2 protein-coding genes and 1 pseudogene are annotated in these 17515 nt (G+C 75.9%); all 3 read right to left on the bottom strand.

The window, feature by feature from the left end:
- Positions 1-98: 98 nt before the first annotated feature.
- A pseudogene (locus ABD339_RS17200) lies at positions 99-6689 on the bottom strand (SDR family NAD(P)-dependent oxidoreductase); the annotation flags it as partial.
- 33 nt (positions 6690-6722) lie between these two features.
- Entirely contained in the window at positions 6723-12254 is a 5532-nt protein-coding gene (locus tag ABD339_RS17205; protein ID WP_344566958.1) for an SDR family NAD(P)-dependent oxidoreductase, read from the bottom strand.
- A 117-nt stretch (positions 12255-12371) separates the two neighbouring features.
- Positions 12372-17489, bottom strand: coding sequence for an SDR family NAD(P)-dependent oxidoreductase (locus tag ABD339_RS17210; protein WP_344566960.1), 5118 nt, complete (start codon positions 17487-17489; stop codon positions 12372-12374).
- Positions 17490-17515: the final 26 nt, after the last annotated feature.

The raw sequence follows: 17515 nt of genomic DNA on the forward strand, positions 1-17515 counted from the left end.
GCGGTCCCTCCAAGGGCCCCGGGTTCGTCCGTCCTTCCGTCCTTCCTCCCGCCCCAGCCCGCCCCTCCGTCTGCCCGTCGCCGCGCGAGCGGCGCGGCTCAGGCGGAGCCGAACTCCTGGTCGATGAGGCGGAACATCTCCTCGTCGTCGGCCAGCTCGATGTCGGAGCTGTCGCCGTCCACCGGCCGCGTGGACATGCGGTGCCGGTCGGCCCAGTGCCGCGTCAGCGACCGCAGACGCGAGGTGACGCGGTCGCGCTCGGCGAAGTCCTCCGGCAGCGCCGTCAGCCGGGCCTCCAGCCGGTCGAACTCCTCGTCCAGGCCGCCTCCCGGGGCATCGGAGCCGGCCGGTGCCAGGCCGGTGTCGAGCCGCTCCGCCAGGGTGCGCGGGGTGGGGAAGTCGAAGACCAGCGTGACGGGCAGCAGCAACCCCGTAGACCGGTTGAGTCGGTTGCGCAGTTCCACGGCGGTCAAGGAGTCGAACCCCAGCTCCCGGAACGCCTGGTCGGGCTCGATCGGGGCATCCTCCCCGTAGCCCAGCACCGTGGCGGCCTCCCGGCGGACGAAGTCCAGCAGCGTCTCGCGGCGCTGGGCCGCGGCGAGCCCCGCCAGCTTCCGGGTCAGGGACCCGCCGGTGGCGCCGGCCTCCGGCGCCCCGGCGGCGGTGGGCAGCGAACCCACCCCGGTCAGCCGGTGGAACAGCGGCGGCAGCGCGCCGGTCTCGGCCCGCGCGCGCAGCGCGGGAAGGCTCAGCCGGACCGGCGCGAGCAGGGCGTGGTGGTCGGCGGCGAGTGCCGCGTCGAACAGTTCCAGGCCCTGCCCCGAGGGGATGGGCAGCACTCCGTCCCGGGCCAGCCGCCGCAGCCCGGCCTCGCCGAGGTGTTCCGTCATGCCGCTGGCGACCTCCCAGAAGCCCCAGGCCAGGGAGAGCCCCGGCAGGCCCTGGGCGCGGCGGAGCTGGGCCAGCCCGTCGAGGAAGGCGTTGGCCGCCGCGTAGTTGCCCTGCCCGGGCGCGCCCATCAGCCCCGCCGCCGAGGAGAAGGTGACGAAGGCCGCCAGGTCCGTGCTCGCCGTCTCCTGGTGCAGTGCCCAGGCAGCGTCCGCCTTGGGGCCGGTGACCCGGCGCAGCCGCTGGGGTGTGAGCGCGCCGACGAGCCCGTCGTCGAGGACACCGGCCGCGTGGATGACCGCGGTGAGCGGGTGCGCGGCCGGGATGCCCGCCAGGACCTCCCGCAGGGCCTGCCGGTCGGCCACGTCACAGGCCGCGACGGCGACCTCGGCGCCCAGTCCGGCCAACTCCCGCCGGAGCGCGGGCAGACCGGGCGCTTCGGGCCCGCTCCGGCTCACCAGCAGCAGGTGCCGTGCGCCGTGTGCGGTGACCAGGTGCCGGGCGGCCAGACCGCCGAGCGTGCCGGTGCCTCCGGTGATCAGTACGGTGCCCTCGGGCGCGGGGGCGGCCGGCACGGTGAGGACGACTTTGCCGGTGTGGCGGGCCTGGGAGAGGCAGCGAAACGCCTCGGGGGCGTGCCGGATGTCCCACACCGTGACCGGCGGCAGCGTCAGCGCACCGGTGGCGAACAGGTCCAGCAGGATGCCGAGCAGCTGCCCGATGCGGTCCGGGCCGGCTTCCATCAGGTCGAAGGCCCGGTAGGTGACAGGCGGTCCACCGAGCGTGGCCGGGTCGCGTACATCGGTCTTGCCCATCTCCACGAACCGGGCGCCCGCCGCGCACAGGCCGAGGGAGGCGTCCACGAATTCGCCGGTGAGCGAGTTCAGTACGACGTCCATCCCGCCGCCGGACACCTGGCGAAACCGTGCGGCGAACTCGGTGGTCCGCGAGGAGGCGATGTGGTCGTCATCCAGCCCCGCCCCGCGCAGCGCCTCCCACTTGCCGGGGCTCGCCGTCGCGAACACCTCCGCGCCGAGGTGGCGGGCCAGTTGCACGGCGGCCGTGCCCACACCCCCGGCAGCGGCGTGGACGAGTACAGAATCCCCCGGCCGGGTGCGGCCCAGGTCGGCCAGCCCGTAGTAGGCCGTCAAGAACGCCACCGGGACGGCGGCGGCCTGCGCGAAGGTCCACTCCGCCGGGACCGGGGCCAGGGTGCGCTGGTCGGCGGTGACGCGGGTGCCGAAGGCGTGGGGCACGACGCCGAAGACGCGGTCCCCGGGGCGGAACCGGGCCACATCCGCGGCACACTCCACGACCACCCCGGCCGCCTCGCTGCCGAGGATCCCGCCCCCGGGATACATGCCCAGGGCGAGCAGCACATCCCGGAAGTTGAGGCCCGCGGCCCGCACGGCCACCCGCACCTCGCCGGGGGTGAGCGGTGCCGCTGAATCAGGGGCCTCGGTGAGCGTCAGGCCGTCCAAGGTGCAGTCCCCGCCTGCCGTGAGGCGCCAGGCGGGCGCTTCCGGAGGGGGCGCGAGCACACCGCGCGGGTCGGGCCGGACCAGCCGGGGGACGTGGACGAGACCGTCGCGCAGCGCGCACTGGTCCTCCCCGGCCGCCAGTGCCGCCCCCAGCGCTCCCGCACCGGGCCGGTCGTCCACGTCCACGAGCAGGAAACGGCCCGGGTTCTCCGACTGCGCCGAGCGCACCAGCCCCCACACGGCCGCCTGTACGGGATCGACCGGCCGCGGGTCGGCACCGGCCAGGACCGCGCCGTGGGTGAGCACCACCAGGCGGGAGGAGGAGGACCGTTCGTCCCGGAGCCACGCCTGGAGCAGGGCCAGCGCGGTCTCCAGCGTGTCCCGGTCGGGATCCCAGCACGCCACCACGTGCGCCGGCCGCGGAGTGCCGGTCTCCAGCGCGGCGAGAGCGGCGTCCAGGTCCGCGTACACGGGTGCGTCCCCGGCCCAGGCCCCGGCCGGTCCGCCGGCGAGGAAGACGGCCGACGGCGGCGGTGTGGCGGACCCGGCTCCGGTGGGGCAGGGCTGCCAGGCGAGGCGGTAGAGCCCCTCGGGCACGGCGGCAGCACCGGAGGGGGGCAGCTCGGCGGAACGGGGCCGCACGGTCAGGGAATCGACCGACAGCACGGGCTCTCCCGCCGGATCCGACAGGTGCAGCGCGAAGGAGGTCCCGCCCTTCCGGGACAGCCGCACGCGCAGCGTGGACGCGCCGATCGCGTGCAAGGCGACCCCCTCCCAGTGGAAGGGCAGCAGCACACCGGAATCCGGTGTCTGCTCCGGAAGGAGGGCGATCGTGTGCAAGGCCGCGTCGAACAGCGCGGGATGCAGGGCGAAGGCGCCGGCGCCCGCCGCTCCGGGGGCAGCTGCCCCGGCCCGTGCCGCTTCGGGCAGCGCGACCTCGGCGTAGATGTCCTCCCCGGCCGCCCACGCCGCGCGCACCCCCTGGAACAGCGGCCCGTAGGCGAGCCCCGCCGCGGCGAATCCGGTGTAGAGGCTGTCCGTGGCCAGCGGGACGGCGCCCGCCGGCGGCCAGTGCGCGGGGCCCGGCGCAGGGGTGCCGGTGACGGGCGAGAGGACGCCTGTGGCATGCCGCGTCCAGGCCGGGCCCGGGGCGGCGCCCTCCGGCCGCGACCACACCCGCACCTCGCGGCACCCGCTCTCGTCCGCGTCACCGGCCTCGGCACACAACTGGCGCGCGCCGTCCGTCAGATCCAGCGGGGCCTCCAGGGTGAGCTGCCCGATACGCGGACAGCCCGTCAGCGCGCCCACGTGCAGGGCCAGTTCGACCAGCGCCGTGCCGGGCAGCAGTACCGAGGTGCCGACGATGTGCTCGGCGAGCCAGGTGCGGCCGGTGCGGGAGAGCCGCCCGGTGCACCGCACACCATCGCCCCCGGCCGACGGCAGCACGGCACCCAGCAGCGGGTGTGCGGCCCGGTCGAGCCCGGCGGACGTCACATCGCCGGGTCCGGCTACGGCGTCGGGCCAGTAACGGCGGTGCTGGAACGGGTAGGTGGGCAGTGCTGCCCGGCGCCCCGCGCCGCCGGGCAGCGTGCCGGCCCAGTCGACGCGCACGCCGCGGACCCACGCCTCGGCGAGCGAGCGCAAGAACGTGTCCCAGCCGCCCCGGCCGCGCCGGAGGGTGCCGACGACGGCGAAGGGCCTGCCCGGCCCGTCCTGCCGCAGCGTCTCCTCGATGCCCGGGAGCAGTACGGGGTGCGGGCCGACCTCGATGAAGGTGTCGTGCCCGGATTCCGCCAGCTTCTCGACGGCGGGCCCGAACAGCACCGTGCGGCGCAGATTGCGATACCAGTAGCCCGCATCGAGCCGGGTGCCGTCCGCCCAGTCGCCCTCCACGGTCGAGAACATCGGTGTGCCGGCCGGGCGTGGCCGGATCCGGGCCAGCTTCGCGGCCAGCTCCGCCTCGACGGCCTCCACCTGTGCCGAGTGGGAGCCGTAGTCCACCGCGATCCAGCGCACCTGTGTCCCGGCGGCCTCCCGCTGGGCGGCGAAGCGCCGCAGCGCGGAGATCTCCCCCGAAACGACCGTGATCTCCCGCGCGTTGACGGATGCCGTCGCCAACTCCCCGTACCCCTCGGACAGCCACCGTGCCACCTGGTCGGCGGAGGCCGGGACCGACAGCATGCCGCCCGTTCCCGACAGCACCCGCAGCGCCCTGGAGCGGGTGACCACCACCCGCGCCGCGTCCGGCAGCGACAGCGCCCCCGCCACACACGCGGCGGCGATCTCCCCCTGGGAGTGGCCCATGACGGCATCCGGTACCACGCCGCAGGAGCGCCACAGCCCGGCCAGTGCCACCCCCACGGCGAACAGCGCGGGCTGCACCACATCCACCCGGTCGAGCGAAGGCGCGCCGGGCCCGCCCGCGAGCACGTCCAGTAGCGCCCAGCCCGTCATCGGGTCGAGCACGTCGGCGCATTCGCGCAGCCGGGCCGCGAACAGCGGTGAGTCGGCCAGGAGTTGCCGCGCCATGCCCTCCCACTGCGCGCCCTGGCCGGGGAAGACGAGGACGACGCGCTCACCCGCGTCGGCCGGGCCGGATACCGGCCGCATGCCGCGCGCGGGCCCGTCCCCGGGTCCGGTCAGCTCGGCCAGCCCCGCGCGCAGCGACTCCCGGCTCTCGCCCACGACCACGGCACGGTGCCCGAAGACCGTTCTGCCACCGGCCAGCGCGGCGGCGATGTCGCGCTCCGAGGCGCCCCCGGCCCCGGCGTCTGCCGTCTCCCTCTCGTCTCCCGTGCCGTCGGTCCACGACAGCAGCCGGGCGGCCTGATCCCGCAGCGCCCGCGGCGACCTGGCCGACAGCACCCACGGCAGCGGCGGCGCGCCGGCCGGTTCCGGGGACGCGGGGCCGGCCGCCACGTCGGGCGTCTCCGGCAGGTCGCGGGGCGCCTCCTCCACGATCACGTGGGCGTTGGTGCCGCTGACACCGAAGGAGGACACCCCGGCCCGCCTCGGCCCCCCGTCCTTGCGGCCGGGCCACTCGCGCGCCTCCGTCAGCAGGGACACCGCCCCGGCGGACCAGTCCACATGTGGCGTGGGCGCGTCGATGTGCAGCGTCCTGGGCAGCACGCCGTGGCGCAGGGCAAGCACCATCTTGATGACGCCCGCCACTCCGGCCGCCGCCTGCGCGTGGCCGATGTTGGACTTGAGGGAGCCCAGCCACAGCGGCCGGCCACCGGGCCGGCCCTGCCCGTACGTGGCCAGGAGCGCCTGTGCCTCGACGGGATCGCCCAGGGCCGTGCCGGTGCCGTGGGCCTCGACCGCGTCCACCTGCGTCTGTGAGAGCCGGGCGGCTGCCAGTGCCTGCCGGATGACGTCCTGCTGGGCCGGTCCGCTGGGCGCGGTCAGTCCGTTGGAGGCGCCGTCCTGGTTGACGGCCGAGCCGCGTACCAGCGCCAGCACCTCATGGCCGTTGCGCCGGGCGTCGGTGAGCCGTTCGAGCAACAGCAGCCCGACCCCCTCCGCCCAGCTGGTGCCGTCGGCCGCGGCGGCGAACGACTTGGCCCGGCCGTCGGGCGCCAGCCCCCGCTGGGCGCTGAACTCGACGAAGACCTCGGGGCCGGCGAGCACGGTCACCCCGCCCGCGAGGGCGAGTTCGCACTCGCCGCGCCGCAGGGCGTGGCACGCCTGGTGCAGGGCCACCAGCGACGACGAGCATGCCGTGTCCACCGTGACGGCGGGCCCCTCGGTGCCCAGTACGTAGGCCAGCCGCCCCGCCAGGACGGCCAGCGCGTTGCCGGTGGCCAGATACCCGGCCGCCTCGGCCGAGGGCCGCACCAGCGCGGCGTAGTCCTGCATGCCCGCGCCGACGAAAACCCCGGTGCGGCTGCCGCGGAGCGAGAGCGGGTCGGCTCCCAGCCGCTCGACGGTCTCCCAGGCGACCTCCAGCAGCAGCCGCTGCTGCGGGTCCATGGCCAGCGCCTCCCGGGGTGAGATGCCGAAGAACTCCGCGTCGAACCCGGCGACGTCCGCGAGGAAGCCGCCCGCACCGACGTAGCTGGTACCGGGCCGTGCCGACTCAGGATCGAAGAGGGCGGCCGTGTCCCAGCCCCGGTCGCCGGGGAACGGGGAGATGGCGTCGCCCCCGCCCGCCACCAGCCGCCACAGCTCCTCGGGCGAGGACACGCCGCCGGGCAGGCGGCAGCCCATCGCGACGACCGCGACAGGCTCGTCGAAGACCGCTTCGGCCTCCTCCAGCCGCTTGCGCGTGTCGTGCAACTCCGCTGTGACACGCCTGAGATAGCCCAGCAGTTCCTCTTCAGCGACCACGGTCAGCGCCTTCCGGTGTGCGGTTCAGACCTTGCCGAGCCAGTCGTGCACGGCCTCGGCCGTCCGGGCGGCGTGCTCGGCGACGATGGTGCAGTGGTCGCCGGGCACGCCGACCCTGGTGTGCGACAGCGGCCAGCGGGACCGCCACTCCTCCGCGGCGGGCGGGGGAGCCGCCGGGTCGCCGGGGATGCGCTCCTGCGGGGCGACGAACAGGGTGGGGGCGCTGGTCGCGGCGGGTGTCCAGGGGCGGAAGAGAGCCCGGTAGGTGCCCAGCGCCGTCAGCGTCGTGAAGTTCATCGTGGTGAACCGCGCACGCCGCTCGTTGACCTCGTAGTTCATCGCCTGACGCAGGCTCAGGGGCATGCTGTCCGGCAGATAGGTATCCAGCAGCACCACACCGCTCGGCCGCTCCCCCCACTCCTCCAGCCGGGTGGTGACCGCCTGTGCGAGCCAGCCGCTGGAGGAGTAGCCCAGCAGCGCGAACGGCCCCCCGCCGGTACAGCGCAGCGCCTGCGCCGCCATGGCGTCGATGAGGGTCTCCAACGAACCGGCGAGGGCCGAGCCCGGCTGGAAGCCCGGGACGTGCACGAGGAACAGGTCCCGGCGGTCGCGGAAGAACATCGCGAGCCGGGCGAACTGCAACGACTGCTCGACGGGCGCGAACGGCGGAAAGGCCACCACCGCCGGCCCCTCCTCGCCGGCTGCCAGCCGGACCCGCCCCGCGTCCGCCTCCGCCGGATCATGGAATCGGCGGCGCACCCCGGACGCCCCGGTCAGCAGCGCCTCCACCTCCGTCATCCGGCCGCGCAGCGCGACAGCCCGGTAGACGGCCGCGAACGTCTCGTCGTCGGCGGCCCGTCCCCCCTCGGGGGCCTCCCGCGCGAATCCGGCCTCATCCAGTGCACGGCCAAGGAACGCGCACACCTCGGGCACGGTCGGATGGTCGAAGACGAGCGTCGCCGGCAGCGCGAGCCCCGTCGTGCGGCCCAGCCGGTTGCGGATGCCGACCGCCGAGACGGAATCCAGCCCCAGCTCGACCAGCGGGCGGTCATCACCGATCGCGGACGGTCCGGCGTGGCCCAACTCCTCGGCCGCCGCTTCCCGTACGAGCGCGCGCAGCGCCGACTCCCGCTGCGGGCCGGTCAGTTCGGCGGCGGTGCGGCCCGAGCCCCCGGCGCCGCCGCCGGTCCCGGCGGCTGGAGCCGCCGGCCGGCCCTGCCGCACGGCCTTCACCTGCGGCAGATCCTCCACCAGCGGGCGCGGTCCGGCGGCCGTGTAGCCGACCAGGAAGGACTCCCAGTCGATGTCGGCGACAGCCAGCGCGCTCTCGCCTTGGGCGAGCACGTCATCGAGCACGCGCATGCCGTCCTGGGCGGCCATGGGAAGCAGCCCACGGCGCCGCAGCTCGCGTTCACCGCCCGGATCGAGCATGCCGGATCCGGCCCACACGCCCCACGCCACCGCCGTGGCCGCCAGCCCCCGTGCCCTGCGCTGTTCGGCGAGGGCGTCGAGCCAGGCGTTGGCGGCGGCGTAGGCGCCCTGGTGGCCGCTGCCCCAGAAGCCGGAGATGGAGGAGAAGAGGACGAAGGCGTCGAGCGGCGTGTCGGAGAACAGCTGGTCCAGCACGCGGGCGCCCACGACCTTGCCGGAGGTGACGGTGCGGAACTCCTCCACCGTCATCTCCTCCAGCGTGGTGTTCTGGCCCACCCCCGCGGTGTGGAAGACGGCGCGCACGGGTTCGCCCGCCTCCGCGAGTCCGGCCACCAGCTGGGACATGCCCGGCCCGTCCGCGACATCGGCGGCCACGATCCGCACCACGGCGCCCATGGCCTCCAGTTCGGCGGCCAGCTCCCGGGCACCGGGCGCCGCGCGGCCACGGCGGGAGACGAGCACGAGGGAGCGGCCGCCGCGCCGCGCCAGCCGCCGCGCGAGCAGCGCCCCCAGCGATCCGGTCCCCCCGGTGATGAGGACACTCCCGCCCGGTTCCTCCCACCCGTGCCCGGCCGGTCCGGCGGGAGCCCGTTCGGCCACCGGAGCACTGTCGGCCGGAGGCTGTTCGGCCGCCGGAGCCTGTGTGGTGGCCGGGGCCTGTGCGGCTGCCGGGGCCTGTGCGGCCGGGGCGGGGCCGACCCGGCGCAGCCAGACGCCGCTCGCGCGCAGGGCGATCTGGTCCTCGTGCCCCTCGCCGCTCAGCGCCCCGGCGAGCCAGCCGCCGACCCGTTCGTCGATCCGCGCGGGCAGATCGACCAGCCCGCCCCACCGGTCCGGGTGTTCCAGACCTGCCACCCGGCCCAGCCCCCATACGGCTGCCGCTTCGAGGTCCGCCGGCGCCTCCCCGGGGCCGACCCCGACCGCACCCTGAGTGACACACCACAGGCGGGCGCCGACCCGTGCATCGCCCAACGACTGGACGAGAACGAGCAGTTCCTGGGGCTGGTCGAGCAGGCTCACCACGCCGGACAGCGCCGGCAGCCCGGCGACGACGGCACCGAGCGCCGCCCCGGCCTGCTCGCGGTCGGTACCGGTCCGGACCGTCACCACGTCGGACAGCGACCTGGCCAGAGCCCGCAGCCGCCCGTCGCCGCGCCCGTCGTCTTCCTGGGGCAGGACGATCAGCCAGGTGCCGGGCACCTGGGCCGCGCTGCGGGGCTGCGCCGCCGGACGCCACACGACCCGGTAGCGCCACGCGTCCAGCCTGAGCCGCTCGCTCGCCTCCCGGTGCCAGCGGGCCAGGGCCGGGAGCACCGGGACCAGTTCGGCCGGGGCGCCGAGCGGGCCGGTCAGCTCCCGTGCGTCGCCCTCTTCGACGGCCGCCCAGAACCGCTCCTGGGCACGTGACGGCGCCGTGGCCGCCGGCCGGCCGGCGGCCGGGAGCCAGTAGGTGGCGCGCTGGAACGCGTAGGTGGGCAGCGGGACATGCCCGCCCTCGCCCAGCAGCACGCTCCACTCCACGTGCGCGCCGTGCGCGTGTACGCCGCCCAGGGCCGCCAACACGGTGCGGGTCTCCGGCCGGTCGCGCCGCGTCGAGGCGAAGACCGGCCGCCCGTCACCGGCCAGCGCGGTCAGCGCCGCGTCGGGACCGAGTTCGACCAGCACGTCGGCGTCGGACATCTTCCGCAGCGCGTCGGCGAAGCGCACCGGGCGCCGGGCGTGCGCCACCCAGTAGTCGGGGGAGGAGAAGGGGTGCGCCGTCGCGGCCGAGGGGCTGACCGGAATCGTCGGCGGGCGGAAGTCCAGTGCGGCGACCGCCTCGGCGAACCGGCCGAGCATCGGCTCCATGAGCGGCGAGTGGAACGCGTGCCCGACCCGCAACCGCCGTGTGCGGCGGCCACGTTCGCGCCAGTAGTCGCCGACGCGCAGTACGGCGGCCTCGGCGCCGGAGACCACCACGGCCTCCGGCCCGTTCACCGCGGCGATCACCGCCTCCGTCTCGCCCTGCAACATCGTGGCCGCCTCCGTTTCACCGGCGGCGACCGCGACCATCGCCCCGCCCGGCGGCAGCTCCTGCATCAGCCGGCCCCGCGCGACCGCGAGCCGCGCCCCGTCCCGGGTGGAGAGCACCCCGGCGACCACGGCCGCCGCGATCTCCCCGACCGAGTGCCCCGCCACGGCGGCGAACCGCAGCCCCCACGAGGCCCACAGCCGCGCCAGGGCCAGCTCGAAGGCGAACAGCGCCGGCTGCGCGAACTCCGTACGGTCCACCAGCTCCTCCTGCCCCCACATCACGTCCGTGAGGGAGCGCCCGAGCAGCGGATCGGTCTCGGCACAGACCTCCGCCAGCGCCTCGGCGAACACGGGGAAGGCGGCGGCCAGTTCGTGCCCCATCCCGGGCCGCTGCGCCCCCTGCCCGGAGAACAGCGCCCCGACCCGGCCCCGCCCCGAGGCCACGGGCGCCACCCGCGCGAGGGCCTCGGCCGGCGGCACACCGTCCTGCGTCAGGACCACCGCCCGGTGGGCGAACCGGGTCCGGGTCGCGACCAGCGACCGCGCCACCTCGGCCGGCGCCAGCTCCGGGTGCGCCGACAGATGGGCGCGCAGCGCCGACGCCTGCCCCCGCACCGCTTCCGGTGAGGTTCCCGACAGCACCAGCGGGACGGGGAGGGCCCCGGCCGGCGCCCGCTCGGCAGGCCGCGCACCGGACTCGGCGGCCTCCGGCTCGTCCTCCTCCAGGACGATGTGCGCGTTGGTGCCCCCGATCCCGAACGCCGAGACCGCTGCCCGGCGCGGATGCCCGTCACGTGGCCAGTGCCGGGCCTCGGTCAGCAGTTCCACCGCGCCCGAGGACCAGTCGATCTCGGGGGAGGGGGTGTCCGCGTGGAGGGTCCGCGGCATCGTGCGGTGTCGCATCGCCTCCACCATCTTGATCACCCCCGCGGTGCCGGAGGCGGACTGGGTGTGCCCGAGGTTGGACTTCAGGGCGCCCAGCCACAGCGGCCGGTCCGTGGGACGACCCTGCCCGTAGGTGGCGAGCAGGGCCTGCGCCTCGATCGGGTCGCCGAGCCGGGTCCCCGTGCCGTGTGCCTCCACCACGTCGATGTCCTCGGGGGTGAGCCCGCAGTGGGTCAGGGCCTGCGTGATCACCCGTTGCTGCGACGGGCCGTTGGGCGCGCTCAGGCCGTTGGAGGCACCGTCCTGGTTGACGGCCGAGCCCCGGACCAGCGCCAGCACCGGATGCCCGTGCCGCCGCGCCGCCGACAGCCGCTCCACCACGAGGAAGGTCACCCCCTCCGACCAGCCCGTACCGTCCGCGTCCGCCGAGAAGGGCTTGCACCGGCCATCCCGTGCCAGCCCGCCCTGGCGGCTGAACTCCACGAAGGTGCTCGGCGTGGGCATCACCGTCGCCCCGCCCACCAGCGCGAGGTCGCTCTCGCCCCGGTGCAGCGACTGGCAGGCCAGATGCAGGGCCACCAGCGAGGAGGAGCACGCGGTGTCGATGGTGACGGCCGGGCCCTCCAGCCCCAGGGTGTAGGCGATCCGGCCGGAGAGCACCGAGGTGGACACTCCGGTGATCCCGTAGCCCGCCACACCGACCCCGCCGGAGGACACGTCGAATCCGTAGCCCTGAGTGGCGGCGCCGATGTAGACACCCGTGCGGCTGCCGCGCAGGTCGGCCGGGAGGATACCGGCGTCCTCCAGCGCCTCCCAGGAGGTCTCCAGCAGCAGGCGCTGCTGCGGGTCCATGCCCAGGGCCTCGCGCGGTGAGATGCCGAAGAACTCCGCGTCGAACGCGCCCGCGCCGTACAGGAACCCGCCCTCGCAGGTGTAGGTGGTACCCGGCCGCGCCCCGCTCGGGTCGTAGATCCGCTCCGTGTCCCAGCCACGGTCTGTGGGGAAGGCGGAGATCGCGTCCGTGCCGTCCCGGACCAGCTGCCACAGCTGCCGCGGGCTGCTCACGCCGCCCGGCAGCCGGCAGCTCATGCCGAGGATCGCGACCGGCTCCGTGTCGCGGGCCTCGTGATCGGCCAGCCGCTGCCTGGCCTGGCGCAGCTCGCCGGCCAGTTGCTTGACGAAATACCGCAACCTGTCCTCGGCGGAGGGGGAGTGTGCTGTGGACACGGGGAGCCTTTCGCGGGGAGATGCGCCGACAGGCGGGATGAGAGGGGCAGGTGGGACCGGAGGAGGTGCGGCAGGTCGGGTCAGGCCGGGTGCGGGTCGCGGCTGCCCGGCCCCGGCTCATGGCTTTGGCCGGTCCGGGCCGGGGCCGAGGGTGATGCCGAGCTGCCCGTTGATGAAGCCGACGACCTCCTCGGCAGACGCCTGGGTGAGGGCGGCGGACCCGCCGTCGGCCGGTCCGTCGTCGGCGGGTCCGGCGGACCAGTTCTTCAGCAGCTCCCGCAGCCGGGCCTCGACCGCGCCACGGGCGGCGCCGTCGAGGCAGGAGGCGGTGGCGAGCACGCTCTCCAGCCGGTCGATCCCGGCGAGCGCGGTCTCCGGGCCCACCGTGGCCTCCTCCATCAGTTCGGCCAGCAGGAACGTGGCGAGGGCTTCGGGGGTGGGGTGGTCGAACACCAGGGTGCTCGGCAGCTTCAGGCCGGTGACGGCGTCGAGCCGGTTGCGCAGTTCGACAGCCAGGAGAGAGTCGAAGCCGAGGCTCCCGAACGCCCGGTCCGGAGCCGGCCGCCACTGGGGGCCGTGCCCGAGGGTGGCCGCGACATGTTCCCGCACTACGCCCAGGAGACGGGCGTGCCGCTCGGCCCCGGGCAGCCCCGGCAGCTCGTGGGCGAGCGTCGGCGCCGGGCCCCGGGGTCCGGTTGCCGAGTCGGTCAGTTCGGCGAGCTGGGGGCTCGGGCGGAGGGCCGTGGTCCGTGCGCCGAAGGTGTCCCAGTCCACGTCGGCGACCAGCACCGTGGGAGCCCCGTCGCCGACCGCGTCCCAGAGCGCGTCCAGGGCCGGCTCGGGTGCCATGGGCCGCAGCCCGCTCTCGCGCAGCCGGCCGGTGGCGAGGCCGTGCGCCATGCCGTCCTCGGCCCACGGCCCCCACGCCACGGACGTCGCCGGGTGCCCCAGCGCGTGCCGGTACTCGGCCAGCGCGTCCAACTGGGCATTGGCGGCAGCGTAGTTGGCCTGCCCGGGGGTGCCGAGGACACCCGCGACGGAGGAGAACAGGACGAATGCGTCCAGCTCGTGCCCGCACGTCAGCTCGTGCAGATGCCGTGCCGCCACCGACTTCGCCGCGAGCACGGTGGCCAGGCGCTCGGGCGTCTGGGCGTCCAGGATCCCGTCGTCGAGCACGCCCGCCGCGTGCACGACGGCGCGCAGCGGCTGCGCCTCCGGCACCTCGGCCAGCACCCCGGCGAGCGCCGCGCGGTCCGAGACGTCACAAGAGCGGATCGTCGCCGTGGCGCCGAGCGCTGCCAGCTCCTCCCGCAGCCGCCTGGCACCCGGCGTCTCCGGACCCCGGCGGCTCACCAGTAGCAGGTGCCGCACCCCCCGGGCCGCGAGCGACCGGGCCACGTGCGCACCCAGCCCCCCGGTCCCGCCGGTGACCAGCGCCGTTCCCGACAGCCGGGGCTCCGCCGCGATCGTCGCGTGCCGAGGCACGACCCGCCGGGCCAGCAGGCCGCCCTCCCGGAGCGCGAGTTGGTCCTCGGCGCCGGTGAGGGCCGCGCCGAGCAGCGGGTCCTGACCGGCGGGTGCGGCGGGCGGCAGGTCGATCAGCCCGCCCCACCGGTCGGGGTGTTCCAGCGCCGCCACACGGCCCAGCCCCCATACGGCGGCGCCCGCGAGATCCGGGGTCTCCTCCTCCGACACGGCGACGGCGCCCCGGGTCAGGCACCACAGCGGGGCCGTGGTCCCGGTGTCGCCGAGTGCCTGGAGCAGCGCGAGGGTGGCCGCCAGAGCCACGGAGCCGTCGGCGTCCGGGTCGGCGGGTGCGAGTGCCAGGGTGGAGACGACACCGGCCCTCGGTGGCAGGGCGGCCAGCAGCCGGGCCAGTTCGGCCCGGTCGGCCGGTCCGGTGACCGGCAGGCGCGTGACCTCGGCGCCCTGCCGGCCGAGAGCGTCCCCGATGCCGTCCTCGTCGTCGCCGACGACGAGCCACGTCCCGGCCAGGACGCCTCCCTCGGCACCTGCGAACTCCCCGGCACTTGCGGCCCCTTCGCCTCCGTCGGCTCCCTCGGCTCCCGCGGGGGCTTCGGCGTCCGGTACTGGTCGCTCCGCTCCCGGTACCGGACGCCACACGACCCCGTACCGCCACCCGCCCGAGCCCGCGCGCCGTGTGGCCCCCTCGCGCCGGCGGCGCAGCGCGGGCAGGAGGTCGGGCAGCGTGACATCGGGGGCTACGCCGAGTTCGGCGGCCAGTGCGTCCGGGCCGGAGGCGGAATCGTCGACCAGGGACCAGAACCGGCGGTCCTCGGCCGTGCCGGGGTGATCTTCCGGCTCCAGCCAGTACCGCTGCCGCTGAAAGGGGTAGGTCGGCAGGTCCAGCTGGGGCCCTTGGCCCGGCAGCAGCGCCGTCCAGTCCGGTTCGATGCCGTGGCAGTGCAGCCGGGCGAGCGCCGTGACAGCGGAGCGCGCCTCGGGGCGGCCCCGGGGGAGGAGCGCGACATGCAGCGCCGCGGCGTCGGCCCCGCTGTCGGCGGCCATGCTGGTGAGGGCGCCGCCGGGACCCAGTTCGAGGAAGGCGCTCACCCCGTCGGCGCGGAGCGCGCACAGGCCGTCGTGGAAGCGGACGGTGCGGCGTGCGTGCGCCACCCAGTAGCGGGGGTCGGCCAGCTCCCGTTCGGTGGCGAGCGTGCCGGTCACATCCGAGACGAGGGGAATGGCCGGCTCGCCCCACTCCACGGCGGAGGTGACCTTGAGGAAGTCGTCGAGCATCCCGTCCATGCGGGGTGAGTGGAAGGCGTGGCTGACGTCGAGTCGCTTGATCCGCCTGCCCAAGCCCTGCCAGTGCGCGCACAGTTCGGCCACCTCGTCCTGGTCTCCGGCGACGACGACCGAGCCGGGCCCGTTGACCGCCGCGAGAGCGGCCCGGCCCTGATGACGGCTCAGCAGCGGGAGGACCTCCTCCTCGGCGGCCTGGATCGCGGCCATGGCTCCGCCGGGCGGGAGCGCCTGCATCAGGCGGCCACGGGCGGCGACGACGGCGCAGGCATCGGGCAGCGACAGCACCCCGCACAGGTGGGCGGCGGCCAGCGCGCCCACGGAGTGGCCCAGCAGTCTGTCGGGCCGCACCCCCCACGCCTCCAGCAGCGCGAACAGCGCGACCTCGACGGCGAACAGTGCGGGCTGCGCGAACTCGGTCCGCTCCAGCAGCGCCGCCCCGGCCGTGCCCGCGCGCGCGAAGACCACCTCGCGCAGCGGCTGGGGCAGCCGCGGGTCCATGTGCGCACAGACCGCTTCGAAGGCCGCCGCGTACGCGGGGAACTCCGCGTACAGCTCCCGCCCCATTCCCGGTCGTTGACTGCCCTGGCCCGGAAGCAGGAACGCGAGCCGGCCGGGGTCGGCAGCCTGCCCGTACACCAGATCGGGGCTCGGCCGGCCGGTAGCCAGCGCACCGAGCGCGGCGCGGAGCGGCGCTGTGCCGTCCGCCAGCAGCACCGCGCGGTGTGCGAACCGGCTCCGGGTGCGGACCAGTGCCCGCGCGATGTCGGCGGGCCCGGCGGCGGGTTGCCCGGCGGTCCAGGCGAGCAGGTTGCCGGCCTGGGCCGCCAGCGCCGGGGCCGAGTGCGCCGACAGCAGCCAGGGCAGCAGCGGCGGATCACCCGGCACGCCCGCCTCGCCTGCCGCCCCGGCCGCCGCGGTCCCGCCCGCACCCGCACCCGCACCCGCACCCCCGGCCGCGCCCACGGCGGCCTCGTCCGCGGGCCGCGCGTCCGTGGCGCGCCGCGCGCCCGTGCCGGGTCGTGCACCCACGGCGGGTCGCGCGCCCGCGTCGCGTCCCGTACCCGTCCCGGGCGCCTCTTCCACGATCAGGTGGGCGTTGGTGCCGCTGATCCCGAAGGCGGAGACCGCGGCCCGTCCGGGCCGCTTCCCACCCGGCCACTCCCGGGCCGCCGTCAGGGGCAGGACCGTGCCCGCCGACCAGTCCACCTCCCGCGTCGGGACCTCGGCGTGCAAGGTGGGCGGAAGGGTACGGTGCCGCAACGCCAGCACGGCCTTGATGACCCCGGCGACACCTGCGGCGGCCTGCGTGTGCCCGATGTTGGACTTGACCGAGCCCACCCACAGCGGCGCATCCGCGCCCCGCGCCGCCCCGTACACCGCCATCAGCGCCCGGGCCTCGATCGGGTCGCCCAGCCTCGTGCCCGTACCGTGCGCCTCCACGAGATCCACCTCGCCAGCGGCCACCCCGGCGGCGGCCAGCGCATCGCGGATGACGCGTTCTTGCGAGGGGCCGTTCGGCGCGGTGATGCCGTTGGACGCCCCGTCGGAGTTGACGGCCGATCCCCGGATGAGGGCGAGCACCCGGCGCCCGTGGCGGTGCGCGTCGCTCAACCGCTCCAGGAACAGCATCGCCGCGCCCTCCGCCAACCCGAACCCGTCGGCATCCGCGCCGAACGCCTTGCACCGGCCGTCCGGGGCCAGTACGCCCTGCCTGCTGAACTCGCTGAACGCGCGGGGGGTCGTCAACACCGTGGCGCCGCCCGCCAGTGCGGCCGAGCACTCACCGGCCCGCAGTGCGCGCACCGCCAGGTGCAGGGCGACCAGCGACGAGGAGCAGGCCGTGTCGATCGTCTCCGAGGGCCCGGTCAGCCCCAGCACGTAGGAGATCCGGCCGGAGACCATGGCGCCGGTGGTGCCGGTGACGACATGCCCCTCGGCGGCCTCCGGGGCTGCCGCCAGCACATGGGCGTAGTCCTGGATGTTCGAGCCCGCGAACACCCCGGTCCGGCTGTCCCGGAGGGAGTGGGGGGCGATCTGCGCGTTCTCCACCGCCTCCCACGAGGTCTCCAGCAGCAGCCGCTGCTGTGGGTCCATCGCCTGGGCCTCGCGGGGCGAGATGCCGAAGAACTCCGCGTCGAAGCGGGCCGCGTCGTAGAGGAACCCGCCCGCCCTGGTGCGGCTGCGCGCGGGGGTGTCCCCGTCGGCCGCGAAGAGCCCGGCCACGTCCCAGCCGCGGTCGGCCGGCAGCCCCGAGACGGTGTCGCGGGTCTCGCTGACCACCCGCCACAGATCACCGGCACTGGTCACCCCGCCCGGGTAGCGACAGCCGATGCCCACCACGGCGACCGGCTCGGTCCACTGCCCCTCCAGCTCCCCGACGCGGCGCCGCGCGGCCCGCAACTCGCCGCTCATCGTGCGCAGATGCCGTACGAGACGCTCCTCGTTGCCCGGCCTCGTGTACGTCACCGCTCGGCCCTCCCGCGCGTGTCGCC

Source organism: Streptomyces axinellae (assembly GCF_039532135.1).
GTDB classification, from domain to species: domain Bacteria; phylum Actinomycetota; class Actinomycetes; order Streptomycetales; family Streptomycetaceae; genus Streptomyces; species Streptomyces axinellae.